This is a genomic window from Thiofractor thiocamini (assembly GCF_055384375.1).
Genome location: NZ_AP042389.1, coordinates 868,037 through 886,732, shown reverse-complemented (window position 1 = coordinate 886,732; position 18,696 = coordinate 868,037). Strand labels below are relative to the sequence as shown.

General features: G+C 36.5%; 15 protein-coding genes and 1 pseudogene. 4 read left to right on the top strand and 12 right to left on the bottom strand.

The annotated features are described in order from the left end of the window. Positions 1 to 22: 22 nt before the first annotated feature. The 5 genes from ACZ47B_RS04500 to ACZ47B_RS04480 all read right to left on the bottom strand — a co-directional run bounded on the left by ACZ47B_RS04500 (position 23) and on the right by ACZ47B_RS04480 (position 6,863). Positions 23 to 295: an RNA recognition motif domain-containing protein gene (locus ACZ47B_RS04500; protein WP_464895701.1), complete on the bottom strand. Its 273-nt coding sequence runs from the start codon at positions 293 to 295 to the stop codon at positions 23 to 25. A gap of 170 nt (positions 296 to 465) precedes the next feature. After that, complete coding sequence (locus ACZ47B_RS04495; protein WP_464895487.1) at positions 466 to 2,838, bottom strand: efflux RND transporter permease subunit; 2,373 nt, start codon at positions 2,836 to 2,838, stop codon at positions 466 to 468. After that, positions 2,831 to 3,421 carry a Tgt2/MlaC family protein gene (locus tag ACZ47B_RS04490; protein ID WP_464895486.1) on the bottom strand — a complete coding sequence of 197 codons (591 nt, stop codon included), beginning with the start codon at positions 3,419 to 3,421 and terminating at the stop codon, positions 2,831 to 2,833. Before ACZ47B_RS04490 ends, ACZ47B_RS04495 begins: the two co-directional genes overlap by 8 nt. Positions 3,422 to 3,432: 11 nt before the next feature. Next, positions 3,433 to 4,170 carry an MlaA family lipoprotein gene (locus ACZ47B_RS04485; protein WP_464895485.1) on the bottom strand — a complete coding sequence of 246 codons (738 nt, stop codon included), beginning with the start codon at positions 4,168 to 4,170 and terminating at the stop codon, positions 3,433 to 3,435. Positions 4,171 to 4,235: 65 nt separating this feature from the next. Further along, the gene (locus ACZ47B_RS04480; RefSeq protein ID WP_464895484.1) at positions 4,236 to 6,863 is read right to left on the bottom strand and encodes a valine--tRNA ligase; all 2,628 of its coding nucleotides are present in this window, start codon (positions 6,861 to 6,863) and stop codon (positions 4,236 to 4,238) included. A 234-nt stretch (positions 6,864 to 7,097) separates the two neighbouring features. Here ACZ47B_RS04480 and thiC point away from each other — a divergent pair, with 234 nt between their 5' ends. Beyond that, positions 7,098 to 8,969: a phosphomethylpyrimidine synthase ThiC gene (thiC, locus tag ACZ47B_RS04475; protein WP_464895483.1), complete on the top strand. Its 1,872-nt coding sequence runs from the start codon at positions 7,098 to 7,100 to the stop codon at positions 8,967 to 8,969. On the opposite strand, the gene ACZ47B_RS04470 is transcribed toward thiC, so the two are convergent. Then, positions 8,966 to 9,493: a methyltransferase family protein gene (locus tag ACZ47B_RS04470; RefSeq protein ID WP_464895482.1), complete on the bottom strand. Its 528-nt coding sequence runs from the start codon at positions 9,491 to 9,493 to the stop codon at positions 8,966 to 8,968. The genes thiC and ACZ47B_RS04470 overlap by 4 nt on opposite strands. A gap of 83 nt (positions 9,494 to 9,576) precedes the next feature. Here ACZ47B_RS04470 and ACZ47B_RS04465 point away from each other — a divergent pair. Both ACZ47B_RS04465 and ACZ47B_RS04460 read left to right on the top strand, forming a co-directional pair. Further along, a pseudogene (locus ACZ47B_RS04465) lies at positions 9,577 to 10,299 on the top strand (methyl-accepting chemotaxis protein); the annotation flags it as partial. Positions 10,300 to 10,326: 27 nt separating this feature from the next. Continuing rightward, positions 10,327 to 10,668 (top strand): CZB domain-containing protein, encoded by a 342-nt coding sequence (locus ACZ47B_RS04460; protein WP_464895700.1) that lies wholly within the window; start codon positions 10,327 to 10,329, stop codon positions 10,666 to 10,668. 27 nt (positions 10,669 to 10,695) lie between these two features. Here ACZ47B_RS04460 and ACZ47B_RS04455 read toward each other — a convergent pair whose 3' ends face one another. From ACZ47B_RS04455 to ACZ47B_RS04430, 6 genes are read right to left on the bottom strand one after another with little or no spacing between them, the layout of a single operon-like run. After that, positions 10,696 to 10,884 (bottom strand): hypothetical protein, encoded by a 189-nt coding sequence (locus ACZ47B_RS04455; protein ID WP_464895481.1) that lies wholly within the window; start codon positions 10,882 to 10,884, stop codon positions 10,696 to 10,698. Between the two features lie 9 nt (positions 10,885 to 10,893). Then, positions 10,894 to 12,837 (bottom strand): acetate--CoA ligase, encoded by a 1,944-nt coding sequence (gene acs, locus ACZ47B_RS04450; protein ID WP_464895480.1) that lies wholly within the window; start codon positions 12,835 to 12,837, stop codon positions 10,894 to 10,896. A 56-nt stretch (positions 12,838 to 12,893) separates the two neighbouring features. Then, positions 12,894 to 13,520 (bottom strand): 3'-5' exonuclease, encoded by a 627-nt coding sequence (locus ACZ47B_RS04445; RefSeq protein WP_464895479.1) that lies wholly within the window; start codon positions 13,518 to 13,520, stop codon positions 12,894 to 12,896. Next, a complete protein-coding gene (locus ACZ47B_RS04440; protein WP_464895478.1) occupies positions 13,517 to 15,337 on the bottom strand; it encodes a DUF294 nucleotidyltransferase-like domain-containing protein in 1,821 nt (606 codons plus the stop codon). Before ACZ47B_RS04440 ends, ACZ47B_RS04445 begins: the two co-directional genes overlap by 4 nt. Positions 15,338 to 15,379: 42 nt before the next feature. Beyond that, positions 15,380 to 17,272: a sodium:solute symporter family protein gene (locus ACZ47B_RS04435; protein ID WP_464895477.1), complete on the bottom strand. Its 1,893-nt coding sequence runs from the start codon at positions 17,270 to 17,272 to the stop codon at positions 15,380 to 15,382. A gap of 9 nt (positions 17,273 to 17,281) precedes the next feature. Further along, positions 17,282 to 17,536: a DUF4212 domain-containing protein gene (locus tag ACZ47B_RS04430; RefSeq protein WP_464895476.1), complete on the bottom strand. Its 255-nt coding sequence runs from the start codon at positions 17,534 to 17,536 to the stop codon at positions 17,282 to 17,284. A gap of 185 nt (positions 17,537 to 17,721) precedes the next feature. On the opposite strand from ACZ47B_RS04430, the gene ACZ47B_RS04425 reads away from it, so the two are divergent. Beyond that, positions 17,722 to 18,681, top strand: a complete 960-nt coding sequence (locus tag ACZ47B_RS04425; RefSeq protein WP_464895475.1) for a 6-phosphofructokinase — start codon at positions 17,722 to 17,724, stop codon at positions 18,679 to 18,681. Positions 18,682 to 18,696 lie beyond the last annotated feature (15 nt).

The window sequence follows — 18,696 nt, the reverse complement described above, 5'->3', positions numbered from 1 at the left end:
TTGCGGCAACATGGAAAATATTTTAGTATCTGTTGAAGTTTCTAGGTCTTTCTTCTCTAGGCTTAGCTTCGTTAACTCTTAAAGTTCTGCCATCATATTCTTTACCATCAAGATCTTCGATAGCACTTTTTGCAGCACTTTCGTCATTCATAGTGATAAAACCAAAGCCTTTGGCTCTTCCTGTTTCTCTGTCAGTTATAATTTTAACTGCTTCTACTTCGCCATAGCTGCCGAATAGATCCTTAAGTCCTTCTTCTGTTGTCCCGTAAGACATGTTACCTACATAAATCTGCATGTGTTCTTGTTCCTTTGAAAATTTATACCACTTAACAATAAAACATAAACATTTGATTTCTAAATAAGAAGCAAAAGTGAATATATCAACCATTAAGTAATACTTGAGAGTATTATATCATAAAAAAACCAAATATCAATGCTTTTTTAAAAATAATTGTAAAATATCCGTTATTTGGCCAAAGGTTTAAACTTTATGATAAGCATCGGTAGTAAAAGAAGAGCGCAAAGAAGGGCTATGAACATAACAATGACGGTTAAAAGACCAAAGTATATAGTGGGAATGAAATTTGATGTTACAAGGATACTAAATCCTAGAACTATAGCTAAAGTGGTATAGAACATGGCATATCCTATACTTTCGTGTGATCTTCTCATAGATTTTATATAATTTTTATCTTTTTTGAATTCCTCTTTGAAGCGATGTATATAGTGAATGGTATCATCTACTCCTATACCCATACTTATAGATGCTATGGTTATGGTCATCATATCAAGAGGTATCTCTCCCCATCCCATTATGCCAAAAACAACACCTATGGGGATGACATTGCTAAATATCGCTATGAGTGCAATTTTAACTGAATTGAACAGTATGACAAACATGATAAAAAGTGCTATAAGAGTTATACCCATGGTTAGTATCTGTGAATGGTACAGTGATTGTAGTACATTGTTGTATAGTATCATGAGATTGCCTAGTCTGAAAGTAGCGATTTTGGGATTGATCATCTTTGAGAGGTCTTTGTTTATCTTATGTATCAAAGCATTTCTTCTAAGGCTTTTATCAGAATCGATTATCCTTGTAGTAACTCTTAGTTCATTTTTTGAGATATTGACATATGGTGATAAAAGTATCTTTTTGAATTTTTGAGGAAGTTTTTTATAAACAAGAGCCATATCGAAACTGTCAAAATCTTTACCTTTTTTAAGGATCTTTCCTATCTTAAGAAGTGTTGCAAGTGATTGAACGCTTCCTATATAGGGATTTGCTTCAAGATAATCATGGACTTTTTGAACAGTTTGCATTTTAGAAGGTGTAAACCAGTACTTAGGATCGTTTGCATCACCTTCATACTCCTCTTCGAAGCTGTCAAAACTATCTCCTGTATCCAAAGTATCAGGTTTTGAGACACTTTTTGCGGGTCCTTTTTCTTGTTTAAATGTTATAACAACATCAAGAGGTGTCGTGCCTCCTAGTTTTTGATCGATGGTTTTTAAACTTTTATATATCTCCGTAGTGGATTTAAAATAGTTTATAAAACTGTTTTCAACTAAAAGTTTAGGAGCACCACTTAGAGAAAAGATTATAATGATAAAAGTCACGCCTGTGATAATTTTCTTTCTTCTTTCTACACTAACTATGACATGGTGCATAAAAGAGAAATTTTTATCTTCATGCTCTTTTATTTTAGGGATTTTTTTTGAAGTCAACATCATCATAGCGCCAAATAACACAAAGGATATAACAAGTGATACAGATATGCCAAGACTCATCATAAGTCCTAGATAAAGTACCGGCTTGATACCGGAAAAGATCAAAGAGGCAAACCCTACGACTGTAGTGGCTATAGCGAAGAAAGATGGTGTGGCTTTCGATGTAATGGTTGTCAATATAACTTGCTCTTTTGTAAATTTAGGCTCAAGCAAGGCAATCTCCCTGTATCTTACTATGAGGTGCAAGATAATTGAAAGCGTGATGATAAGTTGCAAGGAGACGAAGTTCGATGAAACTATGGTTACATTCCAGTTAAAAAGTACGATAAGCGCCGAAGTCGTTATGATAGAGAGTATGGATATCAAAAGTGGCATAAAAACCCATATGAATTCTTTAAATATTATCCAAAGTATCACGATAAGTATAAGAGTCAAGGTCGTTCCATAAACGAATATATCATTTTTTACAAAACCTATCATATCATCACTTATCATATCAACCCCGCCTAGGAAAAGTTTCCCTTTTTTGGAGTAAAGCGAGAGTACATCTCTTATCTTTTGTAAGAAGATATGTCTAGGAAGTAAAGTGGCATCTTTATCTGTTTTTAGATTGAGCACGATAGCTGTCGTTTTAAGATCGCTACTTACAAGGTTGTTTTTATATAAGGGACTTGTTAGAAATTCTTTTTTTGCAAGCGGAAAACTTACATTTTTATCCTGTAGGGTCGGGACTTTGTCAAGCAGGTCGGATATCGGCAAATCTTTGTTTTGAAGTAACGGAACATTTAGTATGGAAGTTATGGAGTTGATATTTGGGATATTTTTTAACTTTTTGCTTAACTCTTTTATGGTGTTTAGGCTCTCTTTTGAAAAAAGTGAACTGTTCGGGGTAAAAGTTACGACAAGTATGTCAGGGTTATAAAAGTCTTTATCGATTTTGTGTAAAAAAGCAAGATCCGGGTCATTATCCATCAGGAGGCTTTTTGAACTTGTATCTATTCTAAGATGAGTTGAAACAAAGCCAAAATAGACAAAGACCGGTACCAAAAGTATCAGTATGGTTTTTGGATACTTTAGTATGAAATTTTTAAAAAAAGATTCAAGCATTATTGTCAGCAGATGAGTATTTCATCCTCTTTAAAAACTCTTCAAAATCATTGTTTTGCAAAAGATCCGCAAACTGTTTTCTGTAACTCTGTATGATGCTAACTCCCGCAACTATCACATCATATATGATCCAGCCTCTTTTTTTGGAGCGGTAAAATTTGTAATCAACCTCGGTTTTATCTTTTTTATCTACGATGGAGGTTTTCAAGATGGCTCTAGAGGACCTTGTTTTCAAAAAGTCTTCTATCTTTATCTTTTGGTCATTGTAAAGTTTTAGTTTTTCTATGAATGACTCTTTTAAGAGTTTTATAAAATTATCTACATATTTTTTTCTTTGGTCATTGTCGATATTCATCCACTCTCTTTTACCCAAAGAGAGTCTTGCCATAAGGTTGTAGTCAAACATTTCATCAAATATTTTAAAAATCTTTTGCGCTTTTTCTTCGGTAGTTTCTTGTTTGTTTTTTAAGATTTGTAAAGCTTTATGGATTTTTGTATCCATGGAACTCTTGACATCATCACTTTGCATGGCAAAAAGAGAAGTGCTGAAAATCAACAACAAAACAATTATGATCTTTTTCATTTTATTTTCCTCTATTCTTTTATAAGTTTATCTCTGTGTTTTTCATAAAGGTCTTTTAAGACAGGATAAAGTACGACATTTCCTTTTTTTATCGCTTCATATTTTTTATAATCGAACGAAGCTCTGTTTATGACATTGAAACTACTGACTCCAAAAGACTCAGTATCATTGTCTGTCAAGTTGTATCCTCTATCTTCCACATATATTTTAGGATCAAGGTACCAATCGCCGACCAAGCCTACCGTATCTCTTAGATTTGATGGTCCAAGTATGGGCAGCACTATGTGAAATCCTCCTCCAAGTCCGTAAAAACCGAGTGTTTGTCCAAGGTCTTCATTGTGTGGGTATATCTTCATTTTGCTGCCTGCTACATCAAAAAGACCGGCAACCCCGACTGTTGAATTGATAACAAATCTCTCAAGCTCTTCAAAAGAGTTTTTAAACTTCAACTGCAAAAGATTGTTTACAAATCTAACCGGAAAAAAAAGATTGTGAAAAAAGTTCGATACTGATGTTCTTGCACCTTTTGGAACGATTTTTTTATATCCCTTTGCTACCGGAAAAAGAATATGAGTATAAAATTTATCATTTACATTTGTCATAAAGTTGTTGTATCCACTTAATGGATCAAAGTCCTGTTTTACTTCCTGGGTATATTCGCTGTCAAAACTATCAGCTATATCATCTTGTACATTTGAAGCAGCAAATATCACCGAAACGAAAACCAAAATAGATAAAAAAAACTTCACACAGATACCTTTAGTAAAATTTAAAAGGTTTATTATACCAAAAAAGTAAACTTTTTAAAAACTTTCTAAAAACTTTTTAATCTCTCATCAACTTTTTGTAAATTTTCTTCCGCTTTTTCAAGAGCCGTTTTATTTTGTTCTACCACCTCTTTTGGCGCATTTTTAATAAATTTTTCATTTTTTAACATACCGTTTAATTTGGCTATCTCTTTTTCAAGTTTTGTTTTTTGATTTTGAAGTCTTGATATGATAGGCTCAAGATCAACACCCTCAAGAGGTATAAAAACTTCAAGATTTTCACTTACGTCACTTATGGCATTTTCAACGGTTTTATCACTAAATTCCACTTCGTTTACTTTTGCAAGAAGTTCGATAAAATTTTTGACTCTTTTTAGCTTATCTATATCTTCAGTTTTTATGATAGCATTTTCTATCTTTTTATTGGCAAGTTCGATGTTTGCTTTTGCTCTTCTTATGGATATGACCGCTTCCCTGGCCAAAGAGAACAACTCTTCGGTATCTTCATCTCTTTTGCTCTCTTTTGGATATCTTAAAACCATTATGGAGGTATTATCTTCCAAGGTAGTATCGGACATACTTTGATAGATATATTCGCTGATGAAAGGCATAAATGGATGAAGCAGTTTCATAGCTTCTTTGTAAATCGATCCAAGCTCGCCTATACTCTCTTTTGAAGCTTTTGAAAACTCTATACCCCAGTCACAAAACTCTCCCCATAAAAATCTGTAAAGCGTAGTAGCTGCGTCATTAAACCTGTAAACATCCAAAAACTCTCTTGTCTCTTTAACCGCAAGTGCAAACCTGCTTTTCATATACTTTCCAAGGTCGGTTTTAAAATCCACTTCATTCATATCTTTAAAACTATCTTGATACATTAAAAAGTATCTTGAAGCATTGTATAGTTTATTGGTAAAGTTTCTAATTTGCTCGGTTTTTTCTTTTGAAAGCTTTATATCTCTTCCTTGAACAGCCAAAACTGCCAGGGTAAATCTCAAAGTATCGGCACTGTACTCATTTATCATATCAAGTGGATCTACCACATTTCCTTTGGATTTACTCATCTTTTGACCATGTTCATCTTTTACAAGTGCATGAAGATATATATCTTTAAACGGAAGTTCTCCAAGGAAATGCTCTCCGCTGAACATCATCCTGGCTACCCAGAAAAAGAGTATGTCAAATCCGGTTATAAGTATGGAGTTTGGATAAAACTCTTTCAAGTCATTCTCAAACCATTTAATACCCTTTAGCTCTTCACCGTTTCCCCATCCAAGAGTTGAAAAAGGCCAAAGTCCACTACTAAACCAAGTATCAAGTACATCTGGGTCTTGATGGAAGTTTTTAGAACCGCACTTCGGACAAGCTTTCGGCTCATCCTCTTCACTTGCCCACTCATTACCGCAGTCATCGCAGTAAAATACAGGTATCCTGTGTCCCCACCAAAGTTGTCTTGATATACACCAATCCCTTAGGTCTTTCATCCATGCATTATATGAGTTTATCCAGTGTGAGGGATAAAAAGTAGCTTCACCTTCGTTTGTCTTTTTGATTGCACCCTTAGCTATCTCTTTTTTAACGAACCACTGTTTTGATATATAAGGCTCAACTACATTTTTACACCTGTAGCAGTGTCCCACCTGATTGGTATAATCTTCAAGTTTCTCTACAAATCCTTCCTCTTCAAGTTTCTCTACGATTTTATCCCTTGATTCAAGTCTTTCCAAGCCTTCAAATTCACCTGCATACTCATTTAAGATACCTTTTTCATCAAATACGGTGATAAACTCAAGGTTATGTCTTTTCCCAACTTCATAGTCGTTTACGTCATGAGCCGGAGTTACTTTAACAGCACCCGTTCCAAACTCCATATCGACATGCTCATCGGCGATGATAGGTATCTCTCTATCTACCAATGGAAGCACAACCGTTTTTCCTACCAACTCTTTATATCTTTCATCATTTGGATTTACCATCACGGCAGTATCACCGAAGTATGTTTCAGGTCTTGTTGTGGCAACTACTATATAATTATCACTATCTTTTATAGGGTATTTGATATAGTATAGTTTTTGATGATTTTCTTCGTATTCGACCTCTATGTCACTTAGTGCACCATCATGCGTACACCAGTTAACCATATAATTTCCTCTAACTATCAAACCTTCATTGTAAAGCTGAACAAAAGCTTTTTTTACTGCCTTTTTAAGCCCCTCATCCATAGTAAATCTCTCTCTACTCCAAGCAGGGGAGATACCAAGTTTTCTCATTTGATGTACTATCGTTCCACCGCTAAACTTTTTCCACTCCCAAACTCTTTTTAAAAACTCTTCTCTTCCAAGTTCTTCTTTGGTTTTGCCTTCAGCTAGGATCTGTTTTTCTACGACATTTTGTGTTGCGATTCCGGCATGATCGGTTCCCGGCTGCCAAAGAGTTTTAAAACCGTCCATTCTTTTGTATCTTGTAAGTATATCCTGGAGTGTAAAAGTAAGTGCATGGCCTATGTGCAGGCTGCCTGTGACGTTGGGCGGAGGCATCATGATACAAAATGTTTTATCTTTTTCTTGTATCTCTTTGTTGCCCTCTATCTCGAAGTAGCCTCTCTCTTCCCAAATTTTATAAAATTTGTCTTCTATTACTTTTGGATTGTAAACTGTACTTTTTTTATCGCTCATAACCGTAACTCTTTATAAAAAATTTTGTGCATTTTACCAAAATATCACTTAATTATACCTCTAAAATATATATCTTAAGTTATATTTTTGAATGATTGTGTATAATTTTGTAAAATTTAAACTACTGCCATTGTTACCGGGGGTGCTTTGCAAAAGCAAGGCTGAGAATATACCCCTAACCCAAATTTGGGTTTGAACCTGATCCGGATAATGCCGGCGTAGGAAGGAGAAAATATGAAATCAGATTTACTACAGACACTTAGAGAAGTTGATCCAACACTTTTAGAGAATTTTCCAAGTTCTCAAAAAGTTTATGAAACGGGTTCAAGAGAAGATATAAGAGTTCCTTTTAGAAAGATCATACTTGAAGACACGAGAAAAAGTGATGGAACGATCGAAAAAAATCCACCTTTGTATGTTTACGATACCATGGGGGCATATACCGATCCTGAAGTTAAGATAGACTTGACAAAGGGCATAAACCCCATAAGAGAGCCTTGGATAAAAGAAAGAGTTGAGATAGAAGATCTTGGTGACTTTACTTCAAAGTATTTTCATAAAAGAAATGAAGATGATAGTTTAAGCGGAGTTAGATTTCCAAATGTAAGAAAACCTAAAAGAGCCAAAAAAGGTAAAAATGTTACCCAGATGCACTTAGCCAAACAAGGTATCATAACCCCTGAGATGGAGTTTGTAGCTATAAGAGAAAACCAAAAACTCGAATATGCAAAAGAAAACGGGCTTTTAGCCGCCCAACACAAAGGCGAAAGTTTTGGAGCGAATTTGCCCGAAGTTTATACTCCGGAATTTGTAAGAGATGAGATAGCAGCCGGTAGAGCTGTACTTCCTGCCAATATAAACCATCCTGAGTGTGAGCCTATGATCATAGGTAGAAACTTTATGGTAAAGATCAATGCAAACATAGGAAACTCAGCTACCACTTCTTCGATAGCCGAAGAAGTAGAAAAAATGATATGGTCTATTAGATGGGGTGGCGATACCGTTATGGATCTCTCAACCGGAGCCAATATACATGAAACAAGAGAGTGGATAGTAAGAAATTCACCTGTTCCTATAGGTACCGTTCCTATATACCAAGCACTTGAAAAGGTAAATGGAATTGCGGAAAATCTAACATGGGAAATCTTTAGAGATACCCTTATAGAACAAGCCGAACAGGGAGTGGACTACTTTACCATACACGCCGGAGTTAGACTGAAGTATGTTCCTATGACTGCCAAAAGACTGACCGGTATCGTCTCAAGAGGAGGCTCCATCATGGCAAAATGGTGTCTTTTTCACCATAAAGAGAGCTTTTTATATGAGCATTTTGAGGATATTTGTGAAATCATGAAAGCTTATGATGTGGCTTTTTCATTGGGGGACGGTTTAAGACCGGGCTCGATTTATGATGCGAACGATGAAGCCCAGTTTGCCGAACTTGAGACTTTGGGAGAGCTTACCAAGATAGCATGGAAGCATGATGTACAGGTCATGATAGAGGGGCCAGGGCATGTGCCGATGCATATGATAAAAGAGAATATGACAAAAGAGTTAAAAGAGTGCTATGAAGCACCGTTTTACACTTTGGGACCATTGGTAACTGATGTGGCTCCGGGATATGATCATATAACTTCAGCCATAGGTGCAGCGCAGATAGGATGGTATGGAACGGCGATGCTATGTTATGTTACTCCAAAAGAGCATCTTGGACTTCCGACAAAAGAGGATGTAAGAGAGGGTATAGTAACTTACAAGATAGCAGCTCATGCGGCAGATTTGGCCAAAGGTTACCCGGGAGCTCAGATAAGAGATAATGCCATGAGTAAAGCAAGGTTCGAATTTAGATGGTATGATCAGTTCAATATCGGCTTTGACCCTGATCGAGCTAGAGAGTTTCACGATAGCACCCTTCCAAGAGAGAGTGCGAAAGTAGCTCATTTTTGCTCAATGTGCGGACCGAAATTTTGCTCTATGAAGATAACTGAAGATGTTAGAGAGTATGCAAAAGAAAAAGAGATAAAAGATGAAGAAGAGGCTTTAAAAGAGGGTTTGAAAGAGCAGGCTGAACACTTTAGGGAAAAAGGAAGCGAGATATATCTCTAATCCCAAAAAAGTTTTTTATAGCAACTCCAATCTTTTGAAAAGATTGGAGTTTTTCTCTTGTAAACTTCATAATCTTTGCCAAATTTTTTATAACACTCCATCTCTTCAAAAATCAGTACCATTATGAGGATAAATACCATCTCAAGTGGAGCTATAAAAAGTATGAAAGTAACTGAGCCTACCATGAGAGCCAAAGCAAGTGGTATGAAAGAGAGTCCAAAGAGCATAGGATGCCTAAAACATGAAAATATCCCGCTAGTAACCAGCTTGTTTGTCTCGAGTCTTGGGATATCTCCTTCTCTGCCATGTTTTTTAAGTTCTCTTCCTCCTACTTTCGCCGCGTGAAAAGAGAGTTTCATCAAAAAAAATCCTATGATAAATGAAAAGATGTGAAAGATAGGATTTTTTACCCACTCTTTAAAGTAGATACCATCAAAGTAAAAGCCAAAGTATATGCCACCAATGAGTATGAATATCCAAAGAAGTATTCTGATGACGACTGAGGGGGTGGTTTTGATTTTCATAGGTATATTATAGCTGATTAATATTAACATAATTTTTAATAAGATAAAATAAATCACAAAATTGTTTTATAGAAGGAGGAGCAATGTTTTCAGGAGGAAGGATAAGAGAGCTTGAGGAAGAGATAAAAAATCTAAAAGCTGAGAATGAAAGACTTAAAAATGAGTTGGATGAGTGTCAAAAAGAAAAATCATCCTACAGTTTCAATGAAGATAAAAAGAGTTGTACGAGTGATGATGAAGCCAAGATAAAACTTCTTGATGTTATCTTGAAAAGTTATGACAGCGGAGTCAGATTTTTGCAAGATACTATAGAAGAAAATCTAACTATGCTAGAAGCTGCAGATAAGCTAAACGGCGAAAATGCATCAGAGATGGATAAGATAGAAACCAATACAGACAGTGTGGTGGAGTCTATGCAAAAGATAGAAGAGATGACAGTCGGACTCCAAGATGACTCGAATGCATTAAATGATCATGTAAATTCCATTGCCGATATCATAAATCTGATAAAAGATATAAGTGATCAGACAAACCTTTTGGCACTAAATGCCGCTATAGAAGCAGCACGTGCCGGTGAGCACGGCAGAGGCTTTGCAGTGGTTGCCGATGAAGTCAGGAAACTGGCTGAGAGAACCCAAAAAGCTACGCAAGAAGTAGAGATAAACATAAGCACTCTAAAACAAAGCACTTCTACCATACTTGCAGCAACTGAGACTTTCAGGGAAGAGGCAGATAAAGGAACTTCGATACTTGGAGAATTTAAAGAAGCCGCCGATAAAGCCAGAGACAATTCTAAAGAGATACAAAATCTAACTACAAATATCACAAGAGAGATGCATGTAAGTAACGGCAAGATTGACCATATAAAATTGAAACTTCAAGCATATAAAGCTATGATAGATAAGAAAAAAGTCAATCTTGTCGATGAAAACAGTTGCAGGTTTGGCAAATGGTTCGGAAGTGAAGTTAGAAAACTTTTAAGTAAAAACCAGCAAGTTTTGCAAAAAATAGACCAAGAACATAGAAATGTACATCAACTTCTCAAGAAGGCTTTGGATGAGTACTTTGAGAAAAATGATATGGATAAGGTTCTTGCGGATATAGAACAGGTTGAACACTACAGTGAGGAATCTTTTGAGTTGTTGGTTCAAGCTATAAAAGAGGTAAGGATTTAAATTCAAAGGGGAATTTTCCCCTTTGAATCAAACCAGACCATACTCATCAGGCATATAATCAAGCTCTACTTTATGTCTTTTGGCTCTTATTGTCACGCCTTTCTTTGCTTTCAAATCTTCAAGAAAATCTTTGATCTTTTGATCTAGTCTCTCCTCATCATCTATCAATTCAGGATCATAAGTGATCTTTATATCTATGACTTTATGGTTTTTCATACTTTGCTCCTAATTTTTTTCTTTGAAAAGTTTTTCTATGGTTCCGACTATGGAAGGATCCTCTATGGTAGAGATATCCTGGGTTATCTCTTCACCTTTGGCGATGGATCTTAAAATCCTTCGCATAATTTTACCACTTCTTGTCTTAGGTAAGCCTGGAACTATCAAAATGGATCCGACTTTTGCGATAGGTCCTATCTCTTTGGTTATAAGTGCATTGATACTTTTTAAAAGAGTCGCTTCATCTACATCTTTTTTGGTAACGATATAAGCAAATACATCCTCACCTTTTATCTCATCAGGTTTTCCTACAACCGCAACTTCCGCTACATGTTCTTCATGACCTATAACGCCTTCTATCTCTGCAGTTCCTAGTCTATGACCTGAGACATTGATAACATCATCTGTTCTTCCGGTTATAAAAATGTATCCGTCTTCGTCATATATAGCTGCATCGCCTGAAAAGTAAACAGGTTTTCCATCTTTTTTACAATCCCCAAAATATGATTTTTTAAACCTTTCAGGATCTCCCCAGATAGTTCTTATCATACTAGGCCATGGTTTTGTGATGCAAAGAAGTCCTTTTTCTCCTGTTGGCATTTTATTACCCTCTTCATCTATGATCTCAGCTTTGATGCCAGGAAGCGGGAATGTAGCAGAACCCGGTTTTATAGGAGTAGCTCCTGGAAGTGGGCTTATCATATGACCGCCTGTTTCGGTTTGCCACCAAGTATCGACTATAGGACACCTTCCTCCGCCTATAACATCATAGTACCACATCCATGCATCAGGGTTGATAGGCTCGCCGACTGTTCCAAGAACTTTTAAGCTGCTTAAGTCATACTTAGCCGGTTCATCGGCTCCTACTTTATGCAAAAGTCTTATAGCTGTAGGTGCAGTATAAAACTGGTTGACTCTCAACTCTTCTATCATTTTCCACCATCTGCCGGCATTTGGATAAAGTGGAACACCCTCGTACATTACTGTAGTCGCGCCTATGGCAAGAGGCCCATACACTATATATGTGTGCCCTGTGATCCAGCCTACATCAGCTGTACACCAAAAAGTATCGTTTTCTTTTACGTCAAAGACATTTTCCATAGTGTATTGAGCCCAAAGTATGTAGCCAGCTTGAGAGTGCTGAACACCTTTTGGTTTTCCGGTACTTCCAGAAGTGTAAAGCAAAAAGAGAGGATCTTCACTGTCCATCACTTCCGCTTCACAAAATTCACTCTCCTGACCTATAAGATCATTGTAGATATGGTCTCTTCCTTCTACCATATCAACTTCTTCAAAGTTTCTTTGCACTATAAGTACATTTTCAACGCATTCGCATCCCTCTTCCAAAGCTTTATCCACTATTGGTTTTAAAAGGTACGGATTTCCTCTTCTGTAAGCTCCATCAGCAGTGATGACAAGTTTCGCTCCGGCATCTATGATCCTGTCTCTTAAAGCTTCAGCGCTAAATCCTCCAAAAACAACAGAGTGAATAGCGCCTATCTTTGCGCATGCCAACATTGCAAATGCAGCTTCAGGGATCATAGGCATATAGATAACTACTCTATCACCTTTTTTTATACCAAATCTATTTTTCATGAGGTTTGCAAATCTATTTACCCTGTAGTAAAGCAAAAGATAAGTGATGATTCTTCTTGATCCATCTTCCCCCTCCCATATAATGGCAGCTTTGTTTTTCCTGGTATCTAAGTGTCTTCCTATACATTGGTGAGTGACATTTAGTTTTCCGCCTGTGAACCATTTGTAAAACGGTGCATCGCTCTCATCTAAGACTTTATCATAAGGCTTATACCACTCGATCTTCTCTTTTGCCATCTTGTCCCAGTATGCTTCATAATCATCATCGACTTCAGCACAAATCTCTTTGTACTCACACATATTTTTCACTCTAGCTTGTTTGCTAAATTCCCTGTTGGGATAAAATATTTCGCTCATTTAGCCTCCTTTAAATTGTTTGTTTGTATATTTGCCTCAAATACACAAAAAAACAATCAACTGTAAGCACCCTTGTACTCAGGTATGTTTTTTAACTTCAAATACATCATGGCCGACATGATGGCATCGTTCAAAGCATCGTGCTTATAAAGTCTTGGCAAATCAAGCTCCTTTAAAATAGTATCGAATTTCAAATCAACAAACTCATAAGCCGAGGATCTCTTCCTTCTTTTGTAATACATCGATGAGAGTTCTATGGTTTTGTTGGGTAGTTTACAGCCTATCAACTTTGTGGTATATTTACTTAGCATTTCATAGTCAAATTTTATATAATATCCCACAAGGGTTCTACCTTCTATGAACTCCAGTACTTTTTTTATAGCATCATCAGCTTCGATTGCATTTTTTAAATCACATGGTCTTATGTGATGAATTTGTATGCTTTTTTCGCTTATCTTATATTTTGGTTTTACAAAAAGCTCCAAACTTTCATTGGTAAGAATTTCATTGTTTCTTATCTTTACCGCACCTATGGATAGTATCTCGTCTTTTTTGGGATTTAGTCCCGTCGTCTCAAGATCTATCGAAACTAACTCATTATACTCCTTGTTGTTGAAAAGGTACTCATATTTTTGATCTTTGAGTCTTCTTTTGTTTAAGTTATATTTTATTCTATTTATCATAAAACTTTCTCTAAAGAGAAGTGATGTGATATGAATTTCTTGAAATTGTTTACAATTTGTAAACTATCTTTGAGCAAATCCTGTTTGATCTTGGTCAAATCATGCGGATCGATGATATTGTCAGGCTTTTTTGCCTCTTCTATTTTTTTAAGTCCGGTTTCCACTCTTAGTGACGAGAGGATTTCAAATGCTTCTAAAAGTTCATCTTTAAGCGAGTCACTTATGATATGTTTTTTGTTTAGTGATTCTATTCTTTGGAATGAGGAAAACTCTTTTATCTTGTATTTTAAAGAAAATGCTCTTACTCCCTGAACGATAGGAAAAATACCTGCTTTTTTGATATCTATCTGTCTGTTTTTTCCTAAAATTGCCGACAAAAATCCTACAGGTGTTTCAAAAAGAAGTGATAATTTTGCAAAATGTGCCATGTAAATATCATTTTTACCATCAAATTGTTCAAACATATAATCCTTAAGACTTTCAAGTATTTTCTCATCTCCCGCTACGCTTCTTGCATCAAAAAATATGGAAAAGTACATAAAACTCTCCTCATCAGGAGAAAATATCCATTTATCCAACTCTTTTTTATATTCGTTTTCGTTTTTGCACCAGTAGTTGTTAGAAAGCATGATGTCACCGTCACACTTGGGATAACCGAAACTTAAAAGTGCTTCATTTATCTTTTTGGCATAAGGGTAAAATTTCTCTTTGTCTATGCCGTCTTTTATGATAAGTGCATTATCTTGATCGGTTCTTATGACCTGCTCCTCTCTTCCTTCACTTCCCATGACTATAAAAGAGCATTTGTCTCTTAGTTCAACAGGGATTGTAAATTCGAAAAGCTTTTGAAAGATTTTACTGTTTATCTCTGAGATGAGTTTTGAAATATATCTAAATTGTACATTTTTTGCATGCAGAGCTTTTACTATGTTGATGTAGTCTTTGCTTGCCTCTTTCAGCTCTTCTATATTGGTTGCTTTTTGGGTTTTTACTATGGCCAAATGTGTTTGATTGGCAAAGAAACTAAGTAGGTCTATCTGTTCTAAAACACCTACTAAAATACCATCTTTCAAAACGCCTACTCTTTTTATGGAGTATTTGGTAAAAACAAAAAGAGCGTTATATAAAAAATCATCCCATTCTATACAGACAAGAGGATAATTTGCCGCATTTTTGACTTTGGTTTTGAGGTATTTCAGACCGAAAAGCAGGTACTTTTTAAGATCACTGTCGGTTATGATGCCATATCCGTTTTTTGTTTGTATGATGATGGATGAGCTGTTTTCTTTTATGGAAAATTTAACGGCATCTTCCAAAGTAGAATTTTCATCCACTATACAAGGTTTATGAAGATATGCCTCACTGACTTTTGAAGTCATAAAATCACTTATATCTTCGCTTTTGTTCGATCTTTTGCTAAGGGCTTGTAATTTGCCGGTTATATCCAGTAGAAAAAAGTTTTTAAACTCTTTGTTGGAATTAAAAAGAGTTAAAAAACCTTTTTTGCTCAATTCGTAACATATCAAATCCTCCGCCGTTATAAATATATGCTCACTTTTATCGTACAGCAGGGTATCTTCATCAAAAAAATCTTTCTCTCTGTATTCTCTTATGAGTTCTTTCTTGCTGTATTCGTTAACGACTCCTTTGATGATAAAAAATAGTTTTTGGGGTATCATCGTTTCAGATATAAGTATGCTCTCTTTTGGATAATACGCTATGGTTGTCTCTTTGATGGCTATATCAAGCTCCTTATCGCTAAGCATATCAAACGGATGAATACTTTTTAAAAACTCTTTTTGGTCATGTAAACTCATATCACCTCTTTAGATATACAGAGGGGTTTCCCCCTCTGTGTTTTAGTGTGCTACTGCCGCACCGGCTCCTCTAGGAACTCTTATGTTTTCAACAATTTCCTGTATCTCTTTTGGAGGCGGCGGAGTCATGTTCGATACGATGATAGCTACAATGAAGTGAAGTACCATACCTATCGTTCCAATGCCTGTAGGTGCTACTCCAAAAAGATAATCTTTTGGATCGCCACCCATAAATACAAAGTAAACTATATATCCAAAGGTAAAGATAAGACCGGTTAGTATACCGGCTATCGCACCTTGCTTGTTCATTCTTTTATAGAATATTCCCATGATAATCGCAGGGAAGAAACTAGCTGCAGCCAAACCAAATGCAAATGCAACGACCTGCGCAACGAACCCCGGAGGATTGATGCCCAGATACCCTGCCACCAGTATCGCTACGACTGCTGCGATCCTTGCCCACATAAGCTCAGCTTTTTCACTAAGTTTTGAAAGACCGGTAGTCGGGTCTTTGAAAAGTACCTGTCCCATCAAATCGTGTGAAATAGAAGAGGAAATGACCAGCAAAAGTCCTGCGGCAGTTGACAAAGCAGCCGCCAAACCACCCGCTGCGATAAATGCTATGACCCAGTTAGGTAAGTTCGCTATTTCAGGGTTGGCTAAAACCATGATATCCCTGTCAACATATATCTCATTGGCTATACCATGATTTTTTTTCAATTCTGCTTCTGTTGGTGGTCCGGCTGGATTTGAGGTAAGCCTGTGACCATCGGGCGCTGTTTTGCCGTCAAAATGAGGTTTGCCTTTTTTACCGATAAAAGCTTTACCGTGAGCATACTGTATCTTACCGTCTTTGTTTCTGTCATTCCATGCCAAAAGACCTCCGTCTTCCCATGTTTTAAACCAGTGACCGTCATTTGGAGTGCCATTGAGATGTTTGACTTTTCCTTCAACAAACTCTTTGTATGGTACATTTTGTACATTTTTGATAAGATTCACTCTTGAAAAAGCCGCTACGGAAGAAACAGTGGTATATAAAATGGCTATAAAAAGCAATGCCCACCCTGCACTTATCCTGGCATCTCTTACTCTAGGTACGGTAAAAAATCTTACGATAACGTGAGGAAGACCGGCAGTTCCGACCATCAAAGCAACTGTTAGCATGAACATATTCCAAAGACTTCCAGGCTGTGTGTATGCACTAAAGCCTAAATCCTGTATGGATTGGTCAAGTGCATGCATCAAAAATGTACCAGACGGTATGGTTTTAACTCCATCATGAAATGCAAATGTGGTTTGACCAAAAATACCTAATTGAGGTATTGCATTGCCTGTTACCTGAATAGAAAGGAATATGGCAGGAATGGTATAGGCAAATATCATAACTGTGTATTGGGCAACTTGAGTATAGGTTATACCTTTCATTCCACCAAGTACGGCATATATAAAGACTATGGCCATACCTATGATAACACCGGTATTGACATCAACCTGTAAAAATCTTGAAAAAACTATACCGACACCTCTCATTTGTCCGGCGACATATGTAAAGGAGATGAAGATAACCGCTATAACGGCAACGGTCCTGGCCAAGTCCGAGTAGTATCTATCCCCGATAAAATCAGGAACTGTGAATTTTCCGAATTTTCTAAGATAAGGAGCTAAAAGCAGTGCCAAAAGAACATAGCCTCCTGTCCAGCCCATAAGATACGCTCCGCCGTCACTTCCTTTGAAAGCGATAATACCGGCTAGTGATATAAATGATGCCGCACTCATCCAATCCGCAGCTGTAGCCATACCGTTTGCTATAGGGTGAACCCCGCCTCCCGCAACATAAAACTCTTTTGTACTTCCTGCTTTACTCCAAATGGCTATACCGATATATAGAGCGAAAGAGAGTCCGACAAAAAGATAAATTAAAGTTTGTAAATCCATGATTTCTCCTTACTCGTGTACATCGTATTTTTCATCTATGCTATTCATCCATTTTGCATATACAAAAATCAAAATAACAAAGACATAAATAGAGCCTTGTTGCGCAAACCAAAAACCGAGTTTTACCCCGCTTATTTCGATGGCGTTAAGCTGGTTGATGAAAAGTATCCCAGCACCGTATGAGACTATAAACCAAATAAATAAAAGCTTCAGTATGGTAGAGATATTCTCTTTCCAGTAAGCTTTTGCATTCTCTTCAGTCATAAGCTTCTCCTTTTTAATTTTTTGAACGTTATATTATAAAAAGTTATCATAGCAAAATCGTAGCATTACTCTAAATGTTATAAAGATGTCACTAAAAATTTTATATATGTGTAAAAATGAAACAAATTAACCGTTTGTTTGCTTAATGGTGGTATAATTATGATAATTTTAAACAGGAGAATGAAATGTCTATAGCTATAATGTGTTCAGGTGGTGATGCACCCGGGATGAATCCGGCTCTTAAAAGATTTGTGGATTATGCCGGATTCAATGGCAAAACCCCATATTTTATATATAACGGACTTGAGGGGCTCATAGATGATAATATCAAAAAAGCCACTCACCATGATGTAAGTGGAATACTGCATAGAGGCGGATCTATCATAGGAACTTCAAGATCAAAAAGATGGTACGAAAAAAAGTACAGACAAATCGCATTTGAAAATCTTGAAAAAAAAGGTATAGATTCTTTGATAGTGCTTGGAGGTGACGGAAGCTTTAGGGCGATGGATCTGTTTTGTAAAGAGTTTGATATAAGATTTGTAGGGATTCCCGCTACCATAGATAATGATATAGCAGGGACTGAGTATTGCATAGGGGTCGATACGGCTTTAAATGTCATAAGGGATGCAAGTGACAAGATACGAGATACCGCTTCAACTTTTAAAAGAGGTTTTGTCATAGAGACCATGGGCAGGGAGTGTGGATATCTTTGTGCTACATCCGCTATAGCCTGTGGGGCTGAATTGTGTTTGATACCTGAAGTAGATCTTGACCTTAACCTTGCTAAAGAGCTACTTTTAAAAGAGATAGAAAATGGAAGAAACTATGTTCTATGCTTTATAGCCGAAGGAGTTGGAAAGACAGACTGTATGGTTGAATGGATAGAGAAAAATCTGGGACTTGAAACGAGAAAGAGTGTGCTTGGCTATATACAAAGAGGTGGGAATCCGACGGTATTTGAAAGGTTGATGGCATTTGAGTTTGTAGTCAAAGCTGTAGACGTACTTCTTAGAAGTGACAAGTCAAATATAGTGATAGGGTATAAAGAGGGAAAATTCGTCGAACTTGATATAAAAGATGTTGCAGGCAAGAAGTATCATATATCGCAGCATATTTTGGATATGCTCAATTATATCGGTTAATATAGTGTTAATATG

What these genes read in the sequence shown, in the direction of transcription:
- ACZ47B_RS04495 (WP_464895487.1), bottom strand. Translation starts at nt 2,838, where the DNA reads ATGCTTGAATCTTTTTTTAAAAATTTCATACTAAAGTATCCAAAAACC.
- ACZ47B_RS04425 (WP_464895475.1), top strand. Translation starts at nt 17,722, where the DNA reads ATGTCTATAGCTATAATGTGTTCAGGTGGTGATGCACCCGGGATGAAT.
- ACZ47B_RS04490 (WP_464895486.1), bottom strand. Translation starts at nt 3,421, where the DNA reads ATGAAAAAGATCATAATTGTTTTGTTGTTGATTTTCAGCACTTCTCTT.
- ACZ47B_RS04445 (WP_464895479.1), bottom strand. Translation starts at nt 13,520, where the DNA reads ATGATAAATAGAATAAAATATAACTTAAACAAAAGAAGACTCAAAGAT.
- ACZ47B_RS04455 (WP_464895481.1), bottom strand. Translation starts at nt 10,884, where the DNA reads ATGAAAAACCATAAAGTCATAGATATAAAGATCACTTATGATCCTGAA.
- acs (WP_464895480.1), bottom strand. Translation starts at nt 12,837, where the DNA reads ATGAGCGAAATATTTTATCCCAACAGGGAATTTAGCAAACAAGCTAGA.
- ACZ47B_RS04500 (WP_464895701.1), bottom strand. Translation starts at nt 295, where the DNA reads ATGCAGATTTATGTAGGTAACATGTCTTACGGGACAACAGAAGAAGGA.
- ACZ47B_RS04435 (WP_464895477.1), bottom strand. Translation starts at nt 17,272, where the DNA reads ATGGATTTACAAACTTTAATTTATCTTTTTGTCGGACTCTCTTTCGCT.
- thiC (WP_464895483.1), top strand. Translation starts at nt 7,098, where the DNA reads ATGAAATCAGATTTACTACAGACACTTAGAGAAGTTGATCCAACACTT.
- ACZ47B_RS04480 (WP_464895484.1), bottom strand. Translation starts at nt 6,863, where the DNA reads ATGAGCGATAAAAAAAGTACAGTTTACAATCCAAAAGTAATAGAAGAC.
- ACZ47B_RS04430 (WP_464895476.1), bottom strand. Translation starts at nt 17,536, where the DNA reads ATGACTGAAGAGAATGCAAAAGCTTACTGGAAAGAGAATATCTCTACC.
- ACZ47B_RS04460 (WP_464895700.1), top strand. Translation starts at nt 10,327, where the DNA reads ATGCATGTAAGTAACGGCAAGATTGACCATATAAAATTGAAACTTCAA.
- ACZ47B_RS04470 (WP_464895482.1), bottom strand. Translation starts at nt 9,493, where the DNA reads ATGAAAATCAAAACCACCCCCTCAGTCGTCATCAGAATACTTCTTTGG.
- ACZ47B_RS04440 (WP_464895478.1), bottom strand. Translation starts at nt 15,337, where the DNA reads ATGAGTTTACATGACCAAAAAGAGTTTTTAAAAAGTATTCATCCGTTT.